The 24174-nt window shown below is 37.7% G+C and carries 23 protein-coding genes and 1 riboswitch; of the genes, 20 read left to right on the forward strand and 3 right to left on the reverse strand.

The genetic code is table 11. The annotated features are described in order from the left end of the window. The first annotated feature begins 103 nt into the window (after positions 1-103). The 3 genes from ACMX9J_RS21585 (at position 104) to ACMX9J_RS21595 (ending at position 3829) form a co-directional block, all read left to right on the forward strand. Positions 104-1621: a carboxypeptidase M32 gene (locus ACMX9J_RS21585; protein ID WP_028414043.1), complete on the forward strand. Its 1518-nt coding sequence runs from the start codon at positions 104-106 to the stop codon at positions 1619-1621. Positions 1622-1718: 97 nt separating this feature from the next. After that, a riboswitch (purine riboswitch) is annotated at positions 1719-1820 on the forward strand. Between the two features lie 103 nt (positions 1821-1923). Beyond that, on the forward strand, positions 1924-2517 hold the full coding sequence (locus tag ACMX9J_RS21590) for a xanthine phosphoribosyltransferase (protein WP_028414042.1): 594 nt from the start codon (positions 1924-1926) through the stop codon (positions 2515-2517). A 1-nt stretch (position 2518) separates the two neighbouring features. Beyond that, on the forward strand, positions 2519-3829 hold the full coding sequence (locus tag ACMX9J_RS21595; RefSeq protein WP_416226157.1) for a nucleobase:cation symporter-2 family protein: 1311 nt from the start codon (positions 2519-2521) through the stop codon (positions 3827-3829). Between the two features lie 108 nt (positions 3830-3937). Here the strand turns inward: ACMX9J_RS21595 and ACMX9J_RS21600 are convergent, their stop codons facing one another. Continuing rightward, positions 3938-4798 (reverse strand): LysR family transcriptional regulator, encoded by an 861-nt coding sequence (locus ACMX9J_RS21600; RefSeq protein ID WP_034266540.1) that lies wholly within the window; start codon positions 4796-4798, stop codon positions 3938-3940. 130 nt (positions 4799-4928) lie between these two features. Here ACMX9J_RS21600 and ACMX9J_RS21605 point away from each other — a divergent pair, with 130 nt between their 5' ends. The 11 genes from ACMX9J_RS21605 to ACMX9J_RS21655 all read left to right on the forward strand — a co-directional run bounded on the left by ACMX9J_RS21605 (position 4929) and on the right by ACMX9J_RS21655 (position 15595). Beyond that, positions 4929-6353, forward strand: a complete 1425-nt coding sequence (locus ACMX9J_RS21605) for an NAD-dependent succinate-semialdehyde dehydrogenase (RefSeq protein ID WP_416226189.1) — start codon at positions 4929-4931, stop codon at positions 6351-6353. Positions 6354-6797: 444 nt separating this feature from the next. After that, a complete protein-coding gene (locus ACMX9J_RS21610) occupies positions 6798-7340 on the forward strand; it encodes a GNAT family N-acetyltransferase (protein ID WP_028414038.1) in 543 nt (180 codons plus the stop codon). A 224-nt stretch (positions 7341-7564) separates the two neighbouring features. Continuing rightward, entirely contained in the window at positions 7565-8650 is a 1086-nt protein-coding gene (locus ACMX9J_RS21615; RefSeq protein ID WP_028414037.1) for a type III polyketide synthase, read from the forward strand. Between the two features lie 5 nt (positions 8651-8655). After that, entirely contained in the window at positions 8656-9219 is a 564-nt protein-coding gene (locus ACMX9J_RS21620; protein ID WP_028414036.1) for an isoprenylcysteine carboxyl methyltransferase family protein, read from the forward strand. A gap of 27 nt (positions 9220-9246) precedes the next feature. Beyond that, a complete protein-coding gene (locus ACMX9J_RS21625; RefSeq protein WP_156830705.1) occupies positions 9247-9396 on the forward strand; it encodes a hypothetical protein in 150 nt (49 codons plus the stop codon). A gap of 199 nt (positions 9397-9595) precedes the next feature. Next, entirely contained in the window at positions 9596-13213 is a 3618-nt protein-coding gene (locus ACMX9J_RS21630; protein WP_416226158.1) for a dynamin family protein, read from the forward strand. 5 nt (positions 13214-13218) lie between these two features. Next, positions 13219-13992, forward strand: coding sequence for a DNA polymerase beta superfamily protein (locus ACMX9J_RS21635; RefSeq protein ID WP_033578452.1), 774 nt, complete (start codon positions 13219-13221; stop codon positions 13990-13992). Continuing rightward, a complete protein-coding gene (locus ACMX9J_RS21640) occupies positions 13989-14246 on the forward strand; it encodes a DUF2533 family protein (RefSeq protein ID WP_013082381.1) in 258 nt (85 codons plus the stop codon). The genes ACMX9J_RS21635 and ACMX9J_RS21640 overlap by 4 nt, the downstream gene beginning before the upstream one ends. A 105-nt stretch (positions 14247-14351) precedes the next feature. Next, complete coding sequence (locus ACMX9J_RS21645) at positions 14352-14666, forward strand: hypothetical protein (RefSeq protein WP_013056168.1); 315 nt, start codon at positions 14352-14354, stop codon at positions 14664-14666. A 130-nt stretch (positions 14667-14796) separates the two neighbouring features. Further along, positions 14797-15258 carry a divergent PAP2 family protein gene (locus tag ACMX9J_RS21650; protein ID WP_013056169.1) on the forward strand — a complete coding sequence of 154 codons (462 nt, stop codon included), beginning with the start codon at positions 14797-14799 and terminating at the stop codon, positions 15256-15258. A gap of 61 nt (positions 15259-15319) precedes the next feature. Further along, the gene (locus tag ACMX9J_RS21655) at positions 15320-15595 is read left to right on the forward strand and encodes a DUF6123 family protein (RefSeq protein ID WP_013082383.1); all 276 of its coding nucleotides are present in this window, start codon (positions 15320-15322) and stop codon (positions 15593-15595) included. A 6-nt stretch (positions 15596-15601) separates the two neighbouring features. On the opposite strand, the gene ACMX9J_RS21660 is transcribed toward ACMX9J_RS21655, so the two are convergent. After that, positions 15602-16000 (reverse strand): reverse transcriptase-like protein, encoded by a 399-nt coding sequence (locus ACMX9J_RS21660; RefSeq protein WP_033578453.1) that lies wholly within the window; start codon positions 15998-16000, stop codon positions 15602-15604. Positions 16001-16219: 219 nt separating this feature from the next. Here ACMX9J_RS21660 and ACMX9J_RS21665 point away from each other — a divergent pair, with 219 nt between their 5' ends. From ACMX9J_RS21665 to ACMX9J_RS21675, 3 genes are read left to right on the forward strand one after another with little or no spacing between them, the layout of a single operon-like run. Further along, positions 16220-16873 carry a ribonuclease H family protein gene (locus ACMX9J_RS21665; protein WP_034266558.1) on the forward strand — a complete coding sequence of 218 codons (654 nt, stop codon included), beginning with the start codon at positions 16220-16222 and terminating at the stop codon, positions 16871-16873. A gap of 29 nt (positions 16874-16902) precedes the next feature. Continuing rightward, the gene (locus tag ACMX9J_RS21670; protein ID WP_013056173.1) at positions 16903-17085 is read left to right on the forward strand and encodes a zinc-finger domain-containing protein; all 183 of its coding nucleotides are present in this window, start codon (positions 16903-16905) and stop codon (positions 17083-17085) included. A 56-nt stretch (positions 17086-17141) separates the two neighbouring features. Further along, positions 17142-17414 carry a DUF2564 family protein gene (locus tag ACMX9J_RS21675; protein WP_028414030.1) on the forward strand — a complete coding sequence of 91 codons (273 nt, stop codon included), beginning with the start codon at positions 17142-17144 and terminating at the stop codon, positions 17412-17414. Positions 17415-17473: 59 nt separating this feature from the next. Here ACMX9J_RS21675 and cspD read toward each other — a convergent pair whose 3' ends face one another. Then, on the reverse strand, positions 17474-17677 hold the full coding sequence (gene cspD / locus ACMX9J_RS21680; protein WP_013056175.1) for a cold-shock protein CspD: 204 nt from the start codon (positions 17675-17677) through the stop codon (positions 17474-17476). A gap of 275 nt (positions 17678-17952) precedes the next feature. Here cspD and ACMX9J_RS21685 point away from each other — a divergent pair, with 275 nt between their 5' ends. The 3 genes from ACMX9J_RS21685 to ACMX9J_RS21695 all read left to right on the forward strand — a co-directional run bounded on the left by ACMX9J_RS21685 (position 17953) and on the right by ACMX9J_RS21695 (position 24157). Further along, entirely contained in the window at positions 17953-18240 is a 288-nt protein-coding gene (locus tag ACMX9J_RS21685) for a hypothetical protein (RefSeq protein WP_028414029.1), read from the forward strand. 302 nt (positions 18241-18542) lie between these two features. Then, positions 18543-19784, forward strand: coding sequence for an MFS transporter (locus ACMX9J_RS21690; protein ID WP_028414028.1), 1242 nt, complete (start codon positions 18543-18545; stop codon positions 19782-19784). Between the two features lie 167 nt (positions 19785-19951). After that, the gene (locus tag ACMX9J_RS21695; protein ID WP_416226159.1) at positions 19952-24157 is read left to right on the forward strand and encodes a tetratricopeptide repeat protein; all 4206 of its coding nucleotides are present in this window, start codon (positions 19952-19954) and stop codon (positions 24155-24157) included. Positions 24158-24174: the final 17 nt, after the last annotated feature.

A 24174-nucleotide genomic window follows, 5' to 3' on the forward strand; every position in this document is an offset into this window, starting at 1 on the left:
TTTTTTATATGCGCAATAGATTGAATTTTCAGTTATATACACACCGTTACTATTATGATAAAATAATTTATGGTGAAATAAGGAAAGTAAGGAGGAAAAAACAATGAGAGAAGACATACAGAAAATTGAGAAACAGTTTTATGAATACATGAATAAAATCAAAAGTTATCACGAGGCAATCGGAGTGATGTACTGGGATTTGAGAACGGGTGCTCCAAAAAAAGGGGCGGATCAGCGTTCTGAAGTGATTGGCATGATGTCATCAGAAGCGTTCAATCTTTCCGTTTCTAATGAAATGGCAGGTTTTATTGAGAAATTAACGAACCCTGAGTCACAGCCTTACATAAACGATATTACGAAAAAAGCAGTGGAAGAATGTAAAAAAGAATATGACTTAAATAAAAAGATTCCTCCGCACGAATATAAAGAATACGTTACGTTAACTTCAAAAGCGGAGTCAATTTGGGAAGAAGCAAAAGAAAAAGCAGATTTTGCTTTATTTCAACCGTACCTTGAAAAAATTGTAGCGTTTAATCAGAAGTTTGTGGAGTATTGGGGGTATGAAGGAAACAAATATAACCGTTTATTAGACCTTTTTGAACCGGGAATGACGGTTGAAATTTTAGACGAGGTATTTGGAAAGCTGCGGGAGCATATTGTGCCTCTTGTTCAGCGAATCGCCGGGTCAAATACAAAGCCCAATACGGAATTTTTATTCCGTACTTTCCCAAAAGAAGCGCAAAAGCAATTTAGTCTAGACGTGTTAAAAACACTCGGCTATGATTTTGAAGCGGGGAGACTTGATGAAACCGTCCATCCTTTTGCTACTGGCTTAAACCCGGGAGATGTGCGCATCACCACTAAATATGCCGAGAACGATTTCCGAACGGCTATTTTTGGCACGATTCACGAATGTGGCCATGCTTTATATGAGCAGAATATTTCAAAGGATCTTGTTGGCACGGTTCTATGTGAAGGTACTTCAATGGGAATTCATGAATCACAGTCGCTGTTTTTTGAGCAGTTTGTCGGGAAAAATAAAGCATTTTGGCAGCATCATTACGACGTACTAAAAAAGCATGCGCCGGAACAATTTGACGATGTAGGTTTAGAAGATTTTTACCGAGGAGTAAATGAAGCAAAACCGTCTCTTATTCGTATTGAAGCAGATGAGTTAACGTATCCTCTTCATATTATGATTCGTTACGAAATTGAAAAAGGATTAATAAACGGGGAGTATAAAGTTGAGGATTTACCGGAAATTTGGAATGAGAAATACGAAGAATATTTAGGGGTTCGTCCAAGTCACGATGGAGAAGGCGTGCTTCAGGACGTACACTGGGCCGGAGGAAGCTTTGGGTACTTCCCTTCCTATGCTCTGGGCTATATGTACGCAGCGCAGTTTAAGCATACCATGTTAAAAGACTTGCCTAATTACGATGAACTCTTGGAAAAAGGAGAAATTTCGCCGATTACAAATTGGTTAACAGAACATATTCACCAGTACGGAAAAATGAAAAAACCTCTTGAAATTTTAAACGATGTGACGGGTGAAGGGCTAAATGTAGATTATTTAATTCAATATCTAGAAGAGAAATACGGACAAATTTATCACGTATAAAAAGTGCTATAACCGAATATTATGTTTTGTATTGCAAGTAAATGTTCGAAAATATCTTTTTTAGATATTTTCAAATAAAAGATTTGCTGATATAATACAAGTAACTCAATAACGCACTCATATAATGACGAGAATAAGGCTCGTAAGTATCTACCAAACTACCGTAAATAGTTTGACTATGGGTGAGCGATGAAGTTTGTTTTTCACTTTTGTGCGTAAAAGCTCAAAAACATTGCTCTACTCATATACGAGTGCAGCTATGTTTTTGAGCTTTTTTAATACAAACGTTGGAGGAACGAACTATGAAAGCTTTGCAAAACAAAATTTTAACAGATGGAATCGTATTATCGGACACGGTTTTAAAAGTAGACACATTTTTAAACCACCAAATGGATCCTGTACTGATGAAAGAAATTGGAGAAGAATTTGCTTCGCGCTTTGAAAATGCAGGAATTACGAAGATTTTAACGATTGAATCATCAGGAATTGCTCCAGCGATTATGACCGCATTGAAGCTAAACGTTGAGATGGTGTTTGCCAGAAAAAGAAAATCTTTAACACTTCAAGACGGACTCATTACATCAAAAGTATATTCATTTACAAAAAAAGAAGAAAATGAAATTTCAGTTGCTGATAAATTTATTCGAGAAGATGACGTGATTTTAATTATTGATGACTTTTTAGCAAACGGCCAAGCTGCATTCGGCTTGATGGATATCGTGCAAAAAGCAGGTGCTAAAGTAGGCGGCATTGGTATTGTTATTGAAAAAGCGTTCCAAGATGGAGGAAAACAAATTCGTAAATCAGGCGTTAAAGTAGAATCATTAGCGCGCATTCAGTCTTTATCAAATGGTAAAGTTACATTTGCTGAAGATAAACCGACAGTGGAGGTTTAATATGAATAAAGGAAAAGTCTTTTCACTTGGTTTACAGCATGTTTTAGCTATGTACGGAGGTGCGATTGTTGTCCCGCTTATTGTTGGAGGAGCCATTGGCTTGACTCAGCAGCAGCTTACGTATTTAGTGGCGATTGACTTATTTATGTGCGGTGTGGCAACGTTACTGCAAGTATGGAAAAATCGTTTTTTCGGTATTGGTCTTCCAGTTGTATTAGGGTGTACGTTTACTGCCGTAGGGCCTATGATTTCAATTGGAGGTTCTTACGGCGTTTCCTCCATATATGGTTCTATTATCGTCGCCGGTTTACTCATTGTCCTTCTTTCTGCTTTTCTAGGTAAATTGGTTAAGTTTTTCCCTCCTTTAGTTACGGGTTCGGTTGTAACGATTATTGGAATTACGTTAATTCCTGTAGCGATTAAAGATTTAGCTGGAGGAGAAGGAAGTAAAGATTTTGGCAGCTTGAGCAATTTAGGTTTAGGTTTTGGCGTTTTGCTATTAATTATTGTTCTGTATCGATTTACAAAAGGATTTATGCGCTCCGTCTCTGTGTTATTAGGATTGGTTGTTGGAACAATTGCAGCGTCTTTTATGGGGAAAGTCGATTTTTCCGGCGTAAAAGAAGAAGCGTGGATTCATATGCCGCACGTGTTTTACTTTGGGATGCCAACGTTTAATATTATGGCCATCCTGACAATGTTCCTTGTTTTACTTGTTGGCATTGTCGAGTCCACAGGCGTTTATTTTGCCGTTAGTGATATTTGTAAAAAAGAAGTGGATGAAAAAGATTTATCTAAAGGCTATCGTGCAGAAGGATTGGCGATTTTATTAGGCGGATTTTTTAACGCATTTCCTTATACAGCGTATTCTCAAAATGTAGGACTTTTACAGTTGTCAGGTGTTCGCACAAGAAATGTTGTATTTGCAGCGAGTGGAATTTTAATCATTTTGGGCTTTCTACCTAAAATCGCAGCCGTGACGACAGTTATCCCGAGCTCTGTACTTGGAGGAGCTATGGTAGCCATGTTTGGGATGGTCATCTCTTCAGGTATAAAAATCCTTAGTCAAGTTGATTTAGCAAAACAAGAAAACCTTCTTGTAATTGCATGTTCGGTTGGTATGGGTCTAGGGGTGACGGTTGTACCTGAACTCTTCAAAAACTTACCAGAAAGTCTTCAAGTTCTCACTGGAAGCGGTATTGTGATGGGGAGTTTTACAGCAATCTTTTTAAATATTGTCTTTAATATGATGAAATCACCACGTGCGCAAGTTGCGGAAACAAAGTTAACAAATGAAGCAATATCGAAATAAAAAGAGGCTGGCACAAAAGTATGTTAGTTGAAGAAGATCCGAACGATTAATCGTTCGGATCTTTTCATTGTTATGGGGAACTTAGGCCTAATTTGGTCGTCTTTCCTATTAAGACCGTGTTTTGAAAAACAGTGTATAAAGCATTTTCCCCACGTCAGGATTTTTTGCCACTAATGAAATTTCTCTTTTGAATTTGAAGTCTGTAATAGGCAATGCTTTAATGTTTGAGCTTTGTAAATGGCGCATAAAAATTTCAGGGAGAATTGAAATACCTAAATTAGCTGAAATAAATCCCATAATACTTTGAGCAAATTCAATTTCATTGGCAATGGAAATTTTTAAGTTATGACGATTGTACGCTTTTTCTACTAGTGTCCGAACATCGCACCCTGGAGGGAGAACTACAATAGGTTCTTCTTTGAAATCTTCAAATGATACGCTTTCTTTTTCGGCTAACGGGTGCTGATCATTCACAAATAAATAAAAGTCTTCTTTGAATAATAATTTTGACCAGTAAGTATGTTGAATCTCTCGATCATCAAATAAAGCTCCATCAATTTGATTGCTTTCTAACTGCTCTAACAAATCATAATAGTGATGCGAGGTTTTTATATCAATATGGCGATTGTGGTCTTTAGCAGAAGCCAGTTGATAAGGTAAGTAAAAAGCAGCCATACTTTGCCACGTTCCGATAGTTAAATCACAAGCTTCTTGCGTAGACACTAATTTTTTTTGAAGAGCATGAACGCTTGATAGTATGGATTCACCTTCTTGTAAAAGAATTTCACCTGCTGAGGTTAATTCTACTCCTGTAGCGGAGCGAATAAATAATGTTACTCCTAAATCTTCTTCTAGTTTTCTCATTTGCTTACTGAGCGCGGGCTGCGTCATATGCAGCTGTTCGCTTGCTTTGCTTAAGCTTTTTGTTTTGGCTGTTTCAATAAAAGACTCAAGCCATTCTGTTTTCATATTTATCACCTATAACCTTTTGTTATACCCATAGTATAGAAGGGAAGTTCTCATAAATCAACGAAGATGCTAGTGTATATAGTGTAGTTAACACAGCGCAAAGAAATTCACACAACTAGGAGGATGAATGATGTATCCAAACAAACTATATATTAACGGTGAATGGACAACAACAAAAGAGAAAATTGATGTGATTAATCCAGCAACAAAAGAAGTTATAGGACAAATTCCCAAGGGAGGCGCAAAGGAAGCAGCACTTGCCGCTGATGCAGCAGCGACAGCTTTTAAAACATGGTCGAAAAAAACCGCTCAAGAGCGCAGTGCTATTTTAATGAGATGGCATCAACTTATTGAAAATCATAAAGATGAACTAGCAGAAATTATGACAACGGAACAAGGCAAACCATTTGCAGAAGCAAAAGGTGAAGTGCAGTATGGCAATGATTATATTGCTTGGTTTGCTGAAGAAGGAAAGCGTGTATATGGTGAAACGATTCCAGCTCATCATACGCATAAGCGTATTACGGTTAAAAAACAGCCTGTTGGCGTTGTAGCAGCTATTACGCCATGGAACTTCCCTGCAGCCATGATTACGCGTAAAGTGGCCCCAGCTCTTGCAGCAGGATGTACAATTGTTTTAAAACCATCTGAAGAAACACCATTTACAGCATTTCGTTTAGTAGAACTCGCAGAAGAAGCGGGCGTTCCAAAAGGTGTGATCAATGTTGTTACTGGAGATGCAGCAGCTATTGGCGACACGTGGCAAAAAGACGGACGCATCCGAAAATTAACATTTACTGGTTCAACAGCGGTTGGTAAGCATCTAATGCGCGGTGCTGCTGATACTGTGAAAAAATTATCGCTGGAATTAGGCGGTCATGCACCGTTTATCGTAACAGAAAATGCAGATTTAGACGCTGCTGTAAACGGCGTAATTGCTTCTAAGTTTGTCAACGCAGGTCAAACGTGCATCTGCACAAACCGCGTATACGTACAAGAATCCATTGCAGATGCTTTCGTTGAAAAATTTGCAGCAAAAGCGGCGGAATTAACAGTAGGAAACGGATTAGAAGAAGGTACACAAGTTGGACCGTTAATTAACGACAAAGCGGTTGAGAAAGTAAAAGCACAAATTGCGGATGCAAAAAGTAAAGGAGCTAAAGTTGTAGTTGGCGGACAAGCTATAACAACTAAAAACGGTTTCTTTATGGAGCCGACAATTATCACAAATGTAACTGATGACATGAATTGCATGTTTGAAGAAACGTTTGGACCATTGGCACCTGTAGCAACATTCAAAACAGTAGAAGAAGCCGTAGAACGAGCAAACAATAGCCCTTATGGTTTAGCAGCTTACGTATTTACAGAAAACATTAAAGAAGCAACGTTTGTATCTGAAGAATTAGAATACGGCATTGTAGGAGTAAATGATGGCTCTCCATCTGCAGCTCAAGCTCCATTCGGCGGCTTTAAAGAAAGTGGTCTTGGACGTGAAGGAAGTCATTACGGCATTGAAGATTATTTAGAAGTAAAATATATCTCAATGGGACTTTAATAAAAAGAAGGACAAAAATAGTTTAGTCGAAGTGAAATACAAACTAGCAACTAATAATCAAAATTATTGGTTGTTAGTTCGTATTTTTTTATTGTTAAGATGGACGTAGCTTTCATGCGTTTCGTTGCTTCTAGCGGATTAACCCCATTTGTTCGTCTTTAGGTCGGAGTGATTTCGTTGTGTCCCAGCCTCTTTTTTATGCACTTTTGTAAAGAAAATTTGAAATAATAGTTCTTTAACGCAATTAATTGCATTTCTAGGATGTCTGTGCAAGAATAAATATTTCAAAAATAGTTTAGCTTTGTTTAAAGCGTGGGTAATACAACAAATGCACATGATTGCTTGTTAGATGAAATGAAAAGCAGAACTTTACCACTGATAAATTACGCAAGCTAGAACCAAAATAGTAGTACTGAATGGTGAAAAATATAGGAGTTGATATAGATGATTACAGCAGAGAAAAACATAGTGAAATTTAAAGCAAAAGACGGACGTGAAGTCACTATACGCCCTGCAAAGGCAAGTGATGCAGAGCATATTACAACAGCGGTAAGAGAAATTATTGAAGCCGGGGAATTTATTCAAAAAGATGAGCCGCGCACAGTCCAAGAAGAGCAAGATTTTATTGCATCAGTAGAAAAGAACAATCACATGTACGTTGTAGCTGAAGTCGAAGGTGAAGTGCTTGGAATCGCACGTGTTCTGAGAGGCGAAATTAAAATGAAGCGCCACACGGGGCTCTTCCGTACATGGCTTATTTCAAAAGCACAGGGAATGGGAATAGGAAAACAATTTATGAATTATACGCTAAACTGGTGCAAAGAAAATAATCTTCATAAACTTTCTTTAACTGTGTTTGCTTCTAATAAAGTGGCATACGAATTGTATAAAAAGGTAGGATTTGAACAAGAAGGTGTTATGAAAGAACAAGCTTATTTTAACAATGAATATGTAGATGAAATCTATATGTCCATTTTCTTTTCATAAAAAATAAGCACTTATTTTCGTCAATCCATAAATTGTATCTGTACATTCAGATTATTTGCGCTATAATAAAAGTGCACAACAAACATACACTTCTTCAAAACGTAGACTTTCCTGAGTTACAGGAAAGTTTTTTTATGTTTCACCTCCATTCCACTAAAAAAGAATTGAATAAATCCCCAGCTATTACAAATGTTAAATGTAACGCAATCAAAGAGGTGAAGTGTATGCCAAAAATTATCTCAGTTGGATTTGGAGTTCCCCCCTATGAATTAACTCAGCAAGACACGCTGCTATTTGCAAAAGAACTTTTTTCCGAGTCGTTTAAAGATATTAATCGTCTGCTGACCGTTTTTCAAAATGGTCAAATTGAAAAACGTAATTTTGCCAAAGACTTATCTTGGTTTCAAGAAGATCATACATTCGAAGAAAAAAATGATGCTTTTATAGAATGTGCTGTTGAATTAGGTACAAAAGCCATTGAAGAATGCTTAACAAATAAAGACTATGTAAGTACCCCTTTGCCGTGTGGAGAAATTGATGCTATTTTTTACGTTTCAACAAGCGGTGTAGCTACGCCTAGCATTGAAGCTCGAATTATGAATAAGCTTGCGTTTTCAGACCATACAAAAAGAATCCCTATATGGGGATTAGGGTGTGCCGGAGGAGCATCTGGACTTTCAAGGGCTTACGAATATTGCAAAGCCTTTCCGCGCGCTAAAGTTCTTGTATTATCCGTTGAGCTGTGCAGTTTGACTTTTCAGCGGAATGATCGTTCAAAAAGCAACTTAATCGGTACATCTTTATTTGCTGATGGAGTAGCAGCTGCTTTAGTCGCAGGTGACGAAGCAGATATCACTTTTTCCCGTTCAAAAAGCTTTCCTTACATTTTACATACACAATCGACGCTTATGCCAAATTCCGAAGACGTAATGGGATGGGAGATTAAAAATGATGGGTTATTTGTTGTCTTTTCAAAAGATATTCCCACTATTATCGATTCGTGGTTAGGCGGAGAAGTGGAGTCTTTTTTACAAACTCAGAATTTGACCAGTCGGGATTTAAAACATTTTGTTGCTCATCCTGGAGGGAAAAAAGTGCTTGAAGCATATGTATCAACGCTATCGCTAAACGAAAATATGATTGCTGATTCACTAGATGTACTTAAAAACCATGGAAACATGTCTTCGGCAACCGTTTTATATGTGCTAGACCGCTTTATGAAGAAAGAAATTCCGAGTAAAGAATACGGTTTATTAACAGCTCTTGGTCCTGGATTTAGTTCTGAAATGCTTCTATTAGAGTGGAGGTAAAGCGATTGTTTTTTTATAGTTTTTTTGTATTTATTATCTTACAGCGTCTATGTGAATTGGTGATTGCCAAAAGAAATGAAGCTTGGATGAAGAAGCAGGGAGCATACGAAGCTGGTCAAAGTCACTACAAATGGATGGTAAGCATGCACGCCGCTTTTTTTGCTGCTCTTTTTACGGAAGTGTATGTGTTAAACGGTGGAATGTATCACTTTTCTTTTTTGTTGTTTAGCTTTTTTGTGCTTGTGCAACTTGCAAGAGTATGGGCTATTTCTTCATTAGGAAAGTATTGGAATACAAAAATTATCGTCTTGCCTAACGCGAAGGTTGTGCTAAGAGGTCCTTATCGGTTTATGAAGCACCCAAATTATACAGTTGTAGCGGCAGAATTGGTGTTAGTTCCGCTTATGTTTCAGGCATACTGGACGTTAGCTATTTTTTCTGTTTTCAATTTGTGTATATTAGCCGTTAGAATTCCTTTAGAAGAGCAAGCGCTAACGAATGAAACAAATTATGGCGAGGTCATGCAAAATACGGGACGTTTCTTTCCTGCAAAAAAATCTCAAAACTAATTGAAAATGATTATCTTTCATGATAAGATGAAATCAAATGATAAAGATTATCAATTTCATCAAGTAGAAACGGTGGTGGACGTAATGGTTAGTCTTTTTGTGATCGGAGCACTTGCTACATATGTTGGCGTCACAACGTATGTAATGAAAAATATTGAAAAAGCCCAAAAGGCGTAATATATACACGGTAAATAAATACAATGCAAAGCTGTCAAATTATTGACAGCTTTTTTTATTGTTTTTGTAACTAAAAATTCAGTTTTTTATGGGAAAACGTAGGTGAATCAAGTAAAATAGAGAAAGAATAAGCAGAAACAAAGATGGATAGAGAACATTTAAATACAGTCTTGAATGAGGCAAAAGGGGTAGAGTAATAATGGGTAAAGTGAGTGTGAAACATCAAGAAAATCTCCAATTGGAAGCATCTCTTTTTCATTTACATAAGCAATTTCAAGCAGCTGGAGATGAACAGCAGGCAGCAAAAGCAATACAGCTGTTAAAAAAGTGGGTGAACGGTGAATTTGTTGTAGCATTTTGCGGACATTTTTCGGCGGGGAAATCGAGTATGATTAACGAATTAATGGGGCAAGCAATTTTGCCTGCAAGTCCTATTCCGACAAGCGCAAACTTAGTATCAGTAAAGGCGGGGGATGAGCATGCAACCGTTTATTACCGCAAACAGCCGCCGGTGCGTTATGAAGCGCCTTATCAGTATGAACAAATTAAACAGTTTGCTGTCGACGGAGATGAAGTAGAGTCCATTCATTTATCAATCGAGACAAACGCTATTCCTAAAAATGTTGTGGTGATGGACACACCGGGGATTGATTCAACAGATGATGCGCATCGTGTATCGACCGAGTCAGCTCTTCACTTAGCGGACGTTATTTTCTACGTGATGGATTATAATCATGTGCAGGCAGAATTAAATCTTCAATTTGCAAAACAGCTGCAAGAAGCTAATAAAACGCTTTATTTAATTGTAAATCAAATCGATAAACATCAAGAAGATCAGCTAACATTTCAAGCATTTAAAGAATCTGTAGAAACGTCATTTTTAAAGTGGAATGTTAGACCAGAAGGAATCTTCTATACGTCGTTAAAAGAGCCAGCCAACCGTCATAATGACCTTTCGTACGTAAAATCTCTATTACTTGCTATGATGACGGAAAAAGAAAACCGACATCAGCATATTCAACATGCGATGCAAATGTTAATTGACGATCACCTTGCCTTTATTGAAGACCAAGAAGAAGAAAAGTTAACGATTCATGACGAGCTGCGCCATAAGCTGACGCTTGAGAACCATGAAATAAATAAGCAGCAAAAAGAGCAGCTTCTCGAAAAAGAAGCGGAAATAAAGCGTGCTGAAAAGCAGTTAGCAGAAACGTACCAACAAGAAACAGGCAAGATACTAAGCAACGCCAATTTAACACCATATGAAATGAGAGAAAAAGCTAGGCTGTTTTTAGAAACGACAAAGCCTGATTTCAAAGTGGGTCTTTTATTTGCTAAGAAAAAGACCGAGGAAGTAAAAAAAGAGCGGCTGACGTTATTTTTTGACGATATGAAAGAAAGAACAGCCTCTCAGCTGCAGTGGCACTTGCAGCAATATGTGCAAGATCTGGTGAAAAATCAAAATCTTACTGACCCGGATCTTATACGCCAGGTTCAGCAGTTTGAAATTCCGTTAGAACCTCATGACTTAATTGAAACGGTAAAAGCAGGAGCTACGATTAATGGTGATTATGTTTTAACGTACGCAAAAGATGTAGCTGATCACATTAAGAAAAAAGCCACGCGATTGTTATACGAGCTCTATGCGCAAATCGAACAGAGCAAAATGGAGCAAGATGAAGTAAAGCGTGAGAATATTTCTCAACACTTGCAGGAATGTGAGGCATTTGAAGAAGCGTATACATCTCTTCAGGAAATGAAAGCAAAACTGGCACGTACAAAAGCGTTGCTTCAATCTTTACAGCAAACTGATGACGACCTAACGCTAGAAGATACAAACGAGTTGTCATATATGTTACAAGAAGAATATGAAACGGGCATCATGAAAGCTGAAGAAAAGCATGAAGCTGCGAGTGAGCAGCAGTTAGTTTCACAGCCTGAGGAAGCTGTGCATGAAACAGGAACAGAAAAGGTTCTTCAAGATGTATCAGCTGTTCTCGAACAGCTCCGTTCATTTGGAAAATTAGACCGCTTTATTAATAGGCTTCAAGAAAAACGTAAAAAGCTATCAAATCAAACGTTTACCGTAGCTTTATTCGGAGCATTCAGTGCCGGTAAGTCATCTTTTGCTAATGCGTTGATTGGAGAAAGATTACTTCCTGTATCTCCGAATCCAACAACAGCAACCATCAATAAAATTATGCCTCCAACAGAAAAACGGCCGCATAAAACAGCTGTTGTGCAAATGAAAACAAACGAGCAGATGATCCAAGATTTAAATGGTGCACTTAAGCTGTTTCATCATGAAGTAGAAACAATTGACGAAGCGCTAGCGATTATTCCGACCCTGCAGGCAACAGAAGAGCTGCACCTGCATTTGTCGTTTTTACAGGCAGTAGAAAAAGGCTACGGCGAAGTCAAGCATCATATCGGTTCAGAAGTAGTAGTGGATACAGAAGGATTTCATGATTATGTAGCCAAGGAAGAAAAAGCGTGTTTTGTTCAATTTATTAACCTGTATTATGACTGTGAATTTACTCGCTTAGGCATTACGCTTGTTGATACACCTGGAGCTGATTCAATCAATGCGAGACACACGGGAGTAGCGTTTGAGTATATCAAAAATGCAGATGCCATTTTATTTGTAACGTATTATAATCATGCATTTTCAAAAGCTGACCGAGAATTTCTTATTCAGCTTGGCCGTGTAAAAGATGTATTTGCGCTTGATAAAATGTTTTTCTTAGTAAATGCAGCGGACTTAGCCAGCTCAGATACAGAGCTGCAGTTAGTTCAGACGTACGTAAAAGAGCAGCTTGAACAGTATGGTATACGCTTTCCTCGCTTATACCCGGTATCAAGCTTGCAGGCTTTGCAAAACCACGAGGATAAAATGTTTCTGCCATTCAAAAATGCGTTTTACCGCTTCATAAATTATGAATTACCAGAGCTTGCTATCCAAAGTGTCTATGCAGATTTCGAACAAATTTTAGCAGTTGCCAATGAAATGAAACAGGTGCAGACAAAATCAGAAGTCGATAAAAAGCGATACATTCAATCTCTTCACATAAAAAATGAGCAGGTAGCAGCAAAACTGCATGAAATTCATTTTGAATATGAACAACAGCAGTTTGACCGAGAATTAGAAGAGCTTTTATTTTATGTGAAAAAACGTCTGTTTGTGAGGTACGATGACTTCTTTAAAGAAGCATTCAGTCCGGCAAACTTAAGAGATGATCGAGGTGAAAAGCAAAAGCAGCTGCGCCTGTGTTTGCAGGAGTTGTTAACGTCTATTTCCTTCGACGCAACGCAAGAAGTGCGTGCGACCACTTTGCGAATCGAAAAATACATCGTAAAATTAATCGAAGACTGGCATCGAATGATCATCACAAAGCTACAGCGCTATGAACCGACGTTTACTCCAACGTTGAACTCGTTAGAGCCTCCAAATGGTAGCGAAGTTGTGACAAGTCATCAATTCGATAAGAATGAATCGTATCAAAAAGAGCTTTCACTGTATAAAAACAATAAAAGCTTTTTTGAAAAAAATGAGAAAGCAAAGCTCCACGCTGCTTTATTAGAACGTATTAAGCCGGATGTTAATCACTACATTGCGAAAGAAGAAGCTGCTCTTCATTCACACTATACCTATTTAGTGAATCAGTACGTTTTAGCGCATAAACAGTCTGTATCTGAAGAATGGTATGATTATTACAAACAGCTGCAAGCGGCCGTGTCTGAAGAATTTCCAATTCAAGAATTGGTAAGTACAATGACGGTGCTAGAACATGTATTGGAGGAAAGAAAGGGTCATTAATTTTTATGTCTACACACATAAATAAACGTTTACAGGAAATTGAAAAAGAATATAATGTAGAAATTTTGTTTGCATGTGAATCAGGGAGCCGTGCTTACGGACTCGACACGTTAGCGAGTGATTTTGACGTCCGCTTTATATATAAATATAAAGCATCACGCTATCTTCATCTCAATAGACCTCAAGAGGTCATTAATGTAGCAGAAGGCAATTATGATATGCAAGGGTGGGATTTGTACAAAACCATTTATTTGTTTACAAAATCAAACCCTTCGCTTTATGAGTGGCTATGGTCGCCTTTTGTTTATTATCAAAAGTCATCGTTTGCTGAGCCACTCCGGCAAATGATGGCTCAATCATATTCCTTAAAAGCATTGGGATATCATTATTTTAAAATTTTAACGATAAATAGTAAAAGAAATCTGACATCTTCTGTTACAATAGAGGATATAAAAGTGATGCTCCAACTGATTCGTGCATTTTTATCACTGAAAGTAGTAGTAAAGCAGCGCAGTTTCCCTGTCATTTTATTTGCCGATTTATGTAAGCAGGCAAATCTCGACGATAGGCAGCAATCCATCATTGAGCAATTTGTACAATGCAAGATAAGCGGGAAAGTCGCTTTTAATGAAAAGATGAAAAACTTTTTGGATAGCATTAAGAAAGAATCTGCAGCGATAGAAAAAAACTTAAAAGAATTACCGGAAAAGCAAATCAGTTATGAGGACATTAACTTATTTTTACTAACTCAGCATAATATAATGGAGGAACGAACATGAGTGTACATAAAGAAATTTCAGCCCATTCTAAAAAACAGCACGAATTAGTACGTGCTTTTGCCAGCTTAGAAGCTCGACGTGAGCAAGCTATTGAAGCAGCTGTGCTTCTCTGCAAAGAAGGGAAGCCCTTTTCTGTAGACGGTATTAACGCTGTAACAGCAGAAATTAATGAGCTGTCTCAAAAATATACCATCATTCCAGGCCGTAAAGTAGTGACGGAAGAAATGGTTAAAGAGTACGTAGCAAGAATATAAACGTGCTAAGCTCTGGTGTTTTTACCTTAATTTGAACAGGATATGACGTGCCGCTTGATCCATACTAATAGTGTACCAACGAGGTACAAATAGGAGGAGATAGCGATGGGTCGTCAAAAATTAGGTAATAAAAATGCGCAAGCGAATAACAATGCAAAGCATAATTATAACCAAGAGTTCTCTTCTGAGTTTAAAGCAAATCAGGCTCAAAAAGCAAAGCGTGCAAAAAGTGCAAATGACACTTATGCTGGGGAGTTTGCTTCTGAGTTCAACGTGCAACAAAACCAAAATAATTCTGTTAACAAGAAGTTAGAAGCTAATAAAAGTGCAAATAATCAATATGGACAAGAATTCGGCTCTTATGCTGAAGTTGAATCTGCCAAAATGAATAATGCTGCACAAAAAAAGCGTAAAAAATAACAGAACTGTTTCCAAAAACGCCGGGATTAGTCTGCTCTGTCAGCAGATTAGCCCGGCGTTTTTTGTTGGGCAATATTTGCTTGGGTACAAGATGTCAATCCATCGCAAACTATAGATGAGGTGAAGCAATATGAATAAAGGAATTGTCATTGCTCTTTCATCAATCGGTTTAGCACAAGCTTTAAAAATCCCAATTAAAAAGTATCAAACAGGAAAATGGGATATGCGGATGATTGCTGCGTCGGGTGGAATGCCAAGCTCTCATTCAGCCGGCGTATCTTCTTTGGCTACCTATGTAGCATTAAAAAGAGGTGTTTCTACGATTGACTTTGCGTTAGCATCTGTTTTTGGAATTATTGTGATGTACGATGCACAAGGAATTCGAAGGCAGACTGGCGAAATTACTATTAAAGTGAATACGTTAGATGAAGAAATTGAAAAGCTTGCGGGTCTTCCAGACGGAGGCTTTCACGATTTGACGGAACAGCGCTTGAAAGAAATGCTTGGTCATCAGCCAGAAGAAGTGATTGGCGGAGCCATTTTAGGAGTAGCACTTGGAGCAATTGGCTATTTTTTAGAAGGGAAATCATAGTCAAATAGCCAAAAGTAAGCTAAGATAAAGAAGAACCTTTGCAAAAGGATGGGACGAAAAAGTGACAAAAACAGCTCAAACCGTTGAAGAGTATCTTCTTTATCTTGAAGAAAAAGGCTTTCATTTAGCAGAAGATGCACGTGGATTTATTTCATTTGGTCAGCAGTATACGCGTGCAGCTGACGAGATGGTCATATTTACAATTGAATGGACACTAAAAGTACAAAAAGAATTTGACGGCAGTTTTTTTGTATCGCTCCTCGAGAATTTGACATCAAATCGTATTAGCAATCAAAAACAAGCCATTCAATATTTAAAGTCATCAGGTATGATTTAAGCAGGATTACATTCCTGCTTCTTTTTGATTAATGGCTTGTCTGGCCAGCTGATCAGCACCTGCATTTTGAGAGCTAGGGATCCACTTTATAAAAAATAAATCAAATTGACTGGACAATTTGAGGGCTTCTTCCAGTAAAGGAGCAAACGCTTTATTTTTAACGTATTCTTGGTTCATTGCGCGGTCTACTAGCTGAGAGTCTGTTCGAAAAGATACGCTCGTATACTTTTTTTCTAAACAAATTTTTAATGCATGAAGAAGTGCATGGTACTCTGCTTCATGATTCGTCATTGTCCCAAGAGCAATAGCGTAACGATGATGTTCACCATTTCCTTTAATTAAAATACCAGCTCCAGAAGGACCAGGATTGCCAGCAGTGGCTCCGTCTATATAAACTTCAATCATCATACAGCCTCCTTGTTAAAACAATATAAGCTTAAACCATGTTTTTTCATCAATAGTATTGTATCATAAGTACTTCAGCTATTTTATATTAGCACGTATAAACGCTAAAATCCGCTTATTAGGTAAGAAAACTGTCATGAAAAGACATAATAGAAGATAAAATACAAAAAAGCAGAAAAAGTGTTGAATTCAAAATTGCTGATGAAAGGAATGCTCGTTATGAATTTCCAAATTGAATGGCATTATAAATCCTCGAAACATAAACAGTTAATTTTCACATCCGATTTCACAGATGCGAATGAGGCGCTAATGATTGTGGGTGATTTAGAAAAAACAGGTCGAACGAAGGAAATTTTTCTACTTGATGAGCAGCAGCAAAAATGGACTGTAAAAGAAGCGAAAAAGCTCTTACAGGAAGTACAGACAGAGCCTCACGATATTGTGGCATATTTTGACGGAGGCTATGAGCATGATACGCTTTTAGCGGGGCTTGGGGCTGTGATTTATTTTAAACAGAACAACCAGTCTTACCGAATACGACGAAACTCAAGACTGCAAGAGATAGAATCAAATAATGAGGCAGAGTATGCTGCTTTTTATTATTTAATACAAGAGCTTGAGGAACTTGGTGTTCATCATATACCGGTAACGTTTAGAGGTGACTCTCAGGTTGTATTAAATCAGCTTGCAGGGGAGTGGCCCTGTTTCGAAGAAGAGTTTAATCGGTACTTAGATCGAATAGAAGATAAAATGCAGGAACTTGGTATCCGACCGGTATATGAGCCTATTTCAAGGAAGGAAAATGAAGAGGCCGACCAGCTTGCGACTCAAGCTCTTCAAGGGATACCAATTGCTAGCAGGAAGCAAGTGTAACACACAGAACGAAATGGAGATGAACGAGAGTGGAACGTAAACAATTATTAGAAGAAGTAACGGAGTTATTGGATTACTACTGTAGTGATTGTTTTGTAAAAAAAACGTTTAACAAAGAAAAGGGCAAAACATACGCTCAGACGTTTTGTATTAAAGAGTGTACCGTAGGAGAAAAGATTAAGCAGTATGGAGATTTGCTGACTAAAAAGTAAGCGTGTATAATTTGTCGGCAGCAGCTTCATTCTATCCATATGGAGGTGTTCTTTCAATGGATAAGTTTTCAAATGAAGAAGTAACAACAGGATATAATGATTTAAAGCAAGTAGAAGTGTCCATTCAATCTGCTCAAAAGATGATTGGGACAGCTACGATGAGTATGAGTCCTCAGCAGCTTGAAGAGGCAACGAATGCGCTTAATGATGCAAAAGCACAGCTTCAATCTGCCAAAGCTCATGGCACAGGAGTAGACGAGCAATTTCTTCAGCAGTGCATGCAGTCTATTCAAACATGTGACCAGCAGCTTACTGAGGCCAAACGCTAGGTATAACAAAAAAGAGACTCAGAAAAGAGTCTCTTTTACTATAAAATAAAAAGATCTATTTATGATAGCTTAGTGACATTAGCGGCTTGTGGGCCTCTATTGCCTTCTACAATTTCAAAAGATACCTCTTGTCCTTCTTCCAAGGATTTATAACCTTCGCTTTGGATGGCAGAAAAATGTACAAATACGTCGCTTCCGCCTTCAACTTCAATAAAGCCATAGCCTTTTTCATTGTTGAACCATTTTACTTTACCATTTTGCATAACTTGAATCCCCCTAGTACTGTGCAGCATCATGCTGCTGAAACTCGAATTATCATTTCCAATAGAGGTAAATGATTGTTTATATTATATAATAAGAAGAAATAAAATTTCAATATTAAAATTTAACTTTTCTGAAAATTAAATTTTATTTAACGTGGACATAGTCTATTTTTAATAAAAAAATTTCTCGTGAGATGAAAAATAACTGAAAATTTAGTTTATAATAAAAGTATAGTCAGCATAATTTTAACGCGGTGATAAGGAGTGGGTCGTGTATGTATCGTACACAAATAAATGGAAAAGAAATCATTTTGTTATTTTCAACGCTCGAAGCAGCAAAGAGCCGCAGCAGCCTAGAGAAAGAACAAATTTATAAGCGCGTATTGCATTTAAATGAGCAGCTGTTAATGTTTCAAAATGGAACAAGCTTCACCATTGGTGATCCGTTAGGATTAATTGTAGCTCAAGTAAAAAAAAGCGATTTGACAACCATATATATCGAACATATTATTGATAAACAGTTTATGTATGATGGAGATGGTCATCGAGGTGAAGTAGTGTAATAAGATGACGCCTATATATGAAGAAGCGTACGGAGATACTCGTACGCTTCTTCATATATGGGATTAAAAACATGTGTTTTTACAAGTATTAACAAGAATAAATAACAAAGTTCAATAAATTAAAGAAGAACAGTGAAACCATGAATAGCAATTACCTTTTTAGCTAAAAAATATAGATACACATCATCTTATGTAATGAGATAGTTAAGCTTTGAAATCAATGAACACGAGAAGTTTTATAAAGCTTAAATTGAAAAACGTGTGATTGTGACGTTAATTAGAAGTAAGGTTTGGAGGACGCTATGGAAAGTAGAAAAAAATTGGATTTACTTGCTCTTGCTTCTGTGCCACTTATCATGACCCTCGGAAATTCAATGTTAATTCCGGTGTTGCCGGTGATTGAAAAACGTCTACAGATAAGCTCGCTGCAGGTATCCATGATTATCACGGTCTACTCAATTTTCGCTATTTTTTTAATCCCGATTGCTGGTTATTTATCAGATCGATTTGGCCGCAAGAAAATTATTATTCCTAGTTTGCTGCTTGCTGCAGTAGGAGGGGCTTTAACAGGCTGGGCTTCATGGCAAATGGCCAATCCATTCTGGGTTATTTTAATTGGCCGCGCGATTCAAGGAATAGGTTCAGCAGGGGCTATGCCTGTTGTGATGCCTTGTGTAGGAGATATGTTCAAAGACGAGCAAGAAATTACAAAAGGACTAGGTTTAATTGAAACAGCCAATACGTTTGGGAAAGTACTAAGCCCAATACTGGGAGCTTTTTTAGCGGCTATGATTTGGTTTCTTCCTTTTTGGTTCATTCCTATTCTTTGCCTTATTTCGATTCTTTTAGTTATCTTTTTAGTAAAAGTTCCGAAAAATGATAGTTCTTCTGAATCTGAACAAAAAAAGAAAAGTATCACGCAGTTTTTGAAGGATTTGAAGAAGACGCTCAAAGAAAATATTGGATGGCTTATGGCTATTTTTATTTTAGGCGCCATTATTATGCTTGTATTATTCGGGGTTTTATTTTACCTATCGACCATACTAGAGGAGCGTTATCATATTGTGAATACGAAAAAAGGCTTGGTAATGGCTATTCCTTTGCTCGCTTTATCTATTTCTTCTTTTGTGGCGGGGAAAAAAGTTGGCAACAATAAAATCGTTATGAAGTGGTCTGCTTTTTTTGGCTTTTTATTGTTAACATGTTCTTTCATCATTTTATTTTTTAATACGTCTCTTTTTAGTATTTTACTCACTTTAGTGCTTGGTGGAATTGGAATTGGAGCAGCTCTTCCCAGTCTTGATGCACTTATTACAGAAGGAATTGAAAAGGAAGAGAGAGGAACCATTACGTCTCTTTACAGTTCGATGCGCTTTGTCGGAGTAGCAGCTGGGCCTCCTCTTTATACATTGCTTATGAAGTGGTCGGACATGGCTGTGTTCCAAACGTCTCTAGGGGTTAGTGCAGTAGGTGCCATTTTAGTTTTAAAAGCTATCAAACCAAAACCTGAAGGCGGCGTAAAACTGAAGAAAGCTGAAGTGTGATTTTACGGAGCTGTCTTATGATAAAAGACAGCTCTTTGCTATTTAAAGACCCGTCAATATGCTTAAATTTATATTGTGTCTAGAAAAAATCCTTGAAATTTCTTATACTTCAATTTATAGACAGCAGATGTAATAGTTCTTATTTTATTGAATAAGGTGGTTTTGAATTGAGTATAAATTATCAGAAATTAAAAAGCATGGTGGATCATTATCAAATATTTGATCTTGTAGCGTATATAACAGAAGAAGTACAAAGCCTTCAACCAAAGAGCCTTGCGGGGATTGTGAAAGAATGGTTGACACACTTACAAACGGAAGAAGAGCTGTACGAGCTTATCCGCTTTTGTGATGAGGCTTTATTAAATCGTTTAAGCCGAATGTTAACGACATATGGCTATCGTCGATTTGGCTCGATTCGAATGGTGACTCTTTATTGCGATGATCTCCTGCGCGAAGGCAAGATACTTGACGCTGATGATAGACTTTCTTTATTAATTTCTCAGCTGGATACGGAATCAGTTAAAAAGGAACAGCTTGAGAAAATCTATTTTTTAAAGGTAAGAATTCTTTTAGAAATGAAACAAGTGGATGAAGCTTCTAAGTGGATGAAACAAGTAACGTCACATAACCAAAAGGGTATGGCTGACAGATGGGGCTATTTTTATTTGCAGCTCAACGACAGAATGAAAGCTGAAGCCTGCTTAAAAGAAGGAACGGCATATAAGGAGAATGGAGATTTTTGCTATGCAATGCTAGCGGACTTATATGCGTACGAAGGGAAGCATGAACAAGCGCTTGAAACAATTAACGAGGCTATTGTTCGCTATCCACAGCTTCCGTCTTTATATATGGATAAAGTCAAGCGATTAAAAGATTTAAAAGAGTATTCTCTCTTGCTTGAAACGATTGAATTTATCGACTCAAAGTTACCCTATCACGATTATCAAGATTTTTTTACGCTGCTGCGCGCCGACATTTATTTTGAACAGCAGCAGCAATCTCAGCTTATGCATCTGCTCTCGACCAAGCGATGTTTAAAAGATTCACCTTATCAAAAATTAATCGGAAAGCATACAGACGATAAATTCAGTACAATCAAGCTTCCGATTGTACCCATCGTTCAAAAAGATAATTATTGCGTGCCAGCCAGTATGAGTATGATGTTAAGGCTTTTACATACCGAAAAAACACAGGATGAGATTGGAACGCGTATTTACGGCGGCTTAGGATCCAAATTATCAACTGCGGTGAGCTACTTTGAATCTCTTGGCTTTGCAGCGATGTTTTTCACAGGCACAGTTGAACAGTTTAAAGAACTATTAGACAAAGGGCTGCCTATTTTGGCCAGTCTAGAATTTGAACAAGCTTCCCACGTTCAAGTTGTATTTGGCTACGATGATGAACTTGAACTTTTCCATGTACAAGATGCTAATTTTCTAAGTCCAACATATGTAGAATATAAAAATTTTGATCAGCATTACGCTAATTCGGGGTTTTTATCAATTGTTGCTTCTAAAGCGGCAGCGGATCTCGCTTCACTTTCTAAAGAGCAAGATGAGTTTATCCGTCAGCTGTATGACTTAATCGAACTAGTTGAAGCGGATGAAGAGGCCCACATTAACGATCTCGTTTCTTTATTAAAAGCAAATGAGCATGTTCCATTTTCCGCTATTTACAGTATGAAGCATTTGTACAGAAAAGAGCATGAAGCCTATATTCGTACGTGTATTAATCATGTGTTAGAGAAATATAGCAATCATGATTATCTTAAGCTTCACGCCGCATATGCCTTTTTTAAACTTGACGACAGTAAGGGAGCATCTTCCTTGTTACACCACATAGATAACAAAAAGCATAGCTCTTTTTATCACTATCTTAAAGGAAGAATTGCGCTGGATGAAGAGAAATATGATGAGGCTGTTGAAGCACTGCGCAGCTCGCTGCAATTAGACGTAGAGCAGCATTTGAACTGGAGCTATCTAGCACTTGCATACATGTACCAGGGAAACCTCGAAAAGGCTTTTGAATGCTCGACTATTTCCTTAAATATGTATAGTGATGAATCTTATACACAAATCAATCACGGACTTATTTTAATGGAGAAAGAAAGATACGCAGAAGCCAGAAATCTTTTCGACGCGTTATTAAAGGAAAACCCAAAAGATGCGCACAGCTGGTTTGAAAGAGCCCGTTGTGATGAACATTTAAAAAAGTTTCGTAAAGCTTACCGGGGGTTTCAAGTAGCTAAACAGCTTTTGCCGACTGTTCCTTATCCATATCTTTCGATAGCTGATTTGCTACAATATCAACTAGAAAAAACGGACGAAGCTGAAAGCTATCTCAAAGAAGGCATGAAGCATCTACCGGGCGACATGACAATTCGAGGAAGACTAGGCGATTTATACGTCGCGAATCAAAGGTACGAAGAAGCTATTGCTCTGTATAAAGAAGGCTTAAAAATAGAGGAAGATGCCCTTATGTATTTGGGGTTATCTTATGCGTATTTAGAAACAGGTGAACATTTAACGGCCGTTGATACGCTCACGCTTATTGCGCAGAAGTTTTCATCGAACAGCGACGTCATGTTGGATGCAGGCAGCATGCTTTTAGATGCAGCAAAACAAAAGGAGCTAGACAATCAAACGTTAGAGTTTGGATTTGCTCTTTATGAAGAAGGAATTCATTTTGCTCAAACAGCGTTAGATGAAGTGTTAGAAGCATATACGGGTTATTTAGAAGACACGACGTTATTGACTCGTGGAATTAAGTTTTTAACTGCAGAACATCAAGAGCACCCTAATGAGATTTTGTACATGTGCTATTTAGGCATATTATACGAACAGGTCAAGCAGCTAACAAAAAGTGAGAAGCTTTATCATCAAGCGCTTCGTATCAAGCAAGATGCTTTGCCATATTATCGGTTAGGTGAAATATATCAATCAATGAATCGCATCACTGAAGCAAAAGAGGCCTTCCAAAAGTGCTTAACTCTTGATAAAACATTTGAAGCCGCTTGTATGAAGCTTGCCGAAATGGCTTGTGAAGAACAAAATCGAACGGCTGAAAGAAATTGGCTGCTTCAATGGATACAGCTGAATCCTATGGAAGTAAACGTTGAGCACGTAGTTTCACTTTGTGAAACAGAGAAAGAGTATGAAGAGCTGTTAGAGGTATTAAAGAGCGTAGAGGAAATTGTGCTACCTCAATGGCTCGCTGACAGCCAGGCTCATGTGTATCGTCTAAAAGGAGACATTTCACAGGCTGAAGCGTATCTAGAGAAGGCTCTTGAACTAGATCCACAGAATCCTGCTATTCGCCATCATCAGGCAAAATGGCTCATCATGGAACAGAGATATGAAGAAGCTAGAAAAGTTCTTACAGAGTTGCTAAGTGAGGATCCGGAAGATTACGCTCTATTTCAAACGTTCATGTCTAGCTTTCCAAATGGAAAAAAACTGTCCGGGCTTACGGCAGATTTAAAAAAGATAAAAATGGAAAAACAAAGCAAAAGTTTGTTATTTAAAAACGCAGCCGAGGCTTTAAATGAGTATGCCGATTCGGTCGTAGAAGAGCAGCAAGGATCTATCTTCAAACGAAGCTTAGCAAAATTCAAAGCAAAAGCAAAAACGGTTACGCTGCTTGGCTTAACGATTGAATTGTATGAACTTGCCATAAAAACGGATCGAAATAATAAAGAGGCTGTGCATGCATTTGCGGCTTTTTACGAAGAGAAAGGGTTGATTGAAGATAGCATCACCGTGCTGAAAAAATCGCTGCATCAAAGCTGGGATTTTGATGTTGCCTATCATTTAGCCAATATACTCGTTAATATCCAAGAAAATGAACAGGCTGCACATGAAGCGCTAAACTTAGTTCAAAAACTTCTCAAACAGCAGCCAAATCATATAGATCTGCAGATATACCGAGCATTTATTTTGAGTAACCTTGAAGAGGTAGAAAAATCAGAGGCTGCTTTTCAAGAATTACTTCAGCAGGAGATTTATCAGCCTGATATATATGCAGGACTAGCAAAACTGTATAATAAAACGGAACGTTATCATGAAACTGTTCAGCTTCTTCAAAAAGCAATTGAACAGCGTCAAGAGTATGAAGGAATGTATACCGATTTAGGTATCGCGTATCATTTAGAAGGTGAAACAGAAGCAGCAGCTTCGCTTATGATAACCAGAGTAGAAAGCGGAGACGAAGATCTTTTTATTCGCTATAACTTGGCATGCTACCTAGCTGTTCTTGGAAAAACTGCCTCTGCTCAGGAAGAGTTGGATTATGTTTTAGCGCACGATGAAACGGGAGAATTTTATGAAATGGCTATGGAAGACGATGAACTAAAAGGATTAACGGTAAAAAGGTAAAAAAAGAAGCTGAGTTT

Origin of the sequence: Priestia sp. RMT2NF4, assembly GCF_047872835.1 — a bacterium.
In the GTDB taxonomy this organism is placed as follows: domain Bacteria; phylum Bacillota; class Bacilli; order Bacillales; family Bacillaceae_H; genus Priestia; species Priestia zanthoxyli.

Excerpts from the sequence above, each read along its gene's own strand:
- ACMX9J_RS21690 (WP_028414028.1), top strand. The coding sequence starts at position 18,543 with ATGGAAAGTAGAAAAAAATTGGATTTACTTGCTCTTGCTTCTGTGCCA.
- ACMX9J_RS21630 (WP_416226158.1), top strand. The coding sequence starts at position 9,596 with ATGGGTAAAGTGAGTGTGAAACATCAAGAAAATCTCCAATTGGAAGCA.
- ACMX9J_RS21615 (WP_028414037.1), top strand. The coding sequence starts at position 7,565 with ATGCCAAAAATTATCTCAGTTGGATTTGGAGTTCCCCCCTATGAATTA.
- ACMX9J_RS21590 (WP_028414042.1), top strand. The coding sequence starts at position 1,924 with ATGAAAGCTTTGCAAAACAAAATTTTAACAGATGGAATCGTATTATCG.
- ACMX9J_RS21600 (WP_034266540.1), bottom strand. The coding sequence starts at position 4,798 with ATGAAAACAGAATGGCTTGAGTCTTTTATTGAAACAGCCAAAACAAAA.
- ACMX9J_RS21645 (WP_013056168.1), top strand. The coding sequence starts at position 14,352 with ATGGGTCGTCAAAAATTAGGTAATAAAAATGCGCAAGCGAATAACAAT.
- ACMX9J_RS21595 (WP_416226157.1), top strand. The coding sequence starts at position 2,519 with ATGAATAAAGGAAAAGTCTTTTCACTTGGTTTACAGCATGTTTTAGCT.
- ACMX9J_RS21635 (WP_033578452.1), top strand. The coding sequence starts at position 13,219 with ATGTCTACACACATAAATAAACGTTTACAGGAAATTGAAAAAGAATAT.
- ACMX9J_RS21665 (WP_034266558.1), top strand. The coding sequence starts at position 16,220 with ATGAATTTCCAAATTGAATGGCATTATAAATCCTCGAAACATAAACAG.
- cspD (WP_013056175.1), bottom strand. The coding sequence starts at position 17,677 with ATGCAAAATGGTAAAGTAAAATGGTTCAACAATGAAAAAGGCTATGGC.
- ACMX9J_RS21585 (WP_028414043.1), top strand. The coding sequence starts at position 104 with ATGAGAGAAGACATACAGAAAATTGAGAAACAGTTTTATGAATACATG.
- ACMX9J_RS21650 (WP_013056169.1), top strand. The coding sequence starts at position 14,797 with ATGAATAAAGGAATTGTCATTGCTCTTTCATCAATCGGTTTAGCACAA.
- ACMX9J_RS21625 (WP_156830705.1), top strand. The coding sequence starts at position 9,247 with ATGAAATCAAATGATAAAGATTATCAATTTCATCAAGTAGAAACGGTG.
- ACMX9J_RS21640 (WP_013082381.1), top strand. The coding sequence starts at position 13,989 with ATGAGTGTACATAAAGAAATTTCAGCCCATTCTAAAAAACAGCACGAA.
- ACMX9J_RS21675 (WP_028414030.1), top strand. The coding sequence starts at position 17,142 with ATGGATAAGTTTTCAAATGAAGAAGTAACAACAGGATATAATGATTTA.
- ACMX9J_RS21660 (WP_033578453.1), bottom strand. The coding sequence starts at position 16,000 with ATGATTGAAGTTTATATAGACGGAGCCACTGCTGGCAATCCTGGTCCT.
- ACMX9J_RS21685 (WP_028414029.1), top strand. The coding sequence starts at position 17,953 with ATGTATCGTACACAAATAAATGGAAAAGAAATCATTTTGTTATTTTCA.
- ACMX9J_RS21610 (WP_028414038.1), top strand. The coding sequence starts at position 6,798 with ATGATTACAGCAGAGAAAAACATAGTGAAATTTAAAGCAAAAGACGGA.
- ACMX9J_RS21605 (WP_416226189.1), top strand. The coding sequence starts at position 4,929 with ATGTATCCAAACAAACTATATATTAACGGTGAATGGACAACAACAAAA.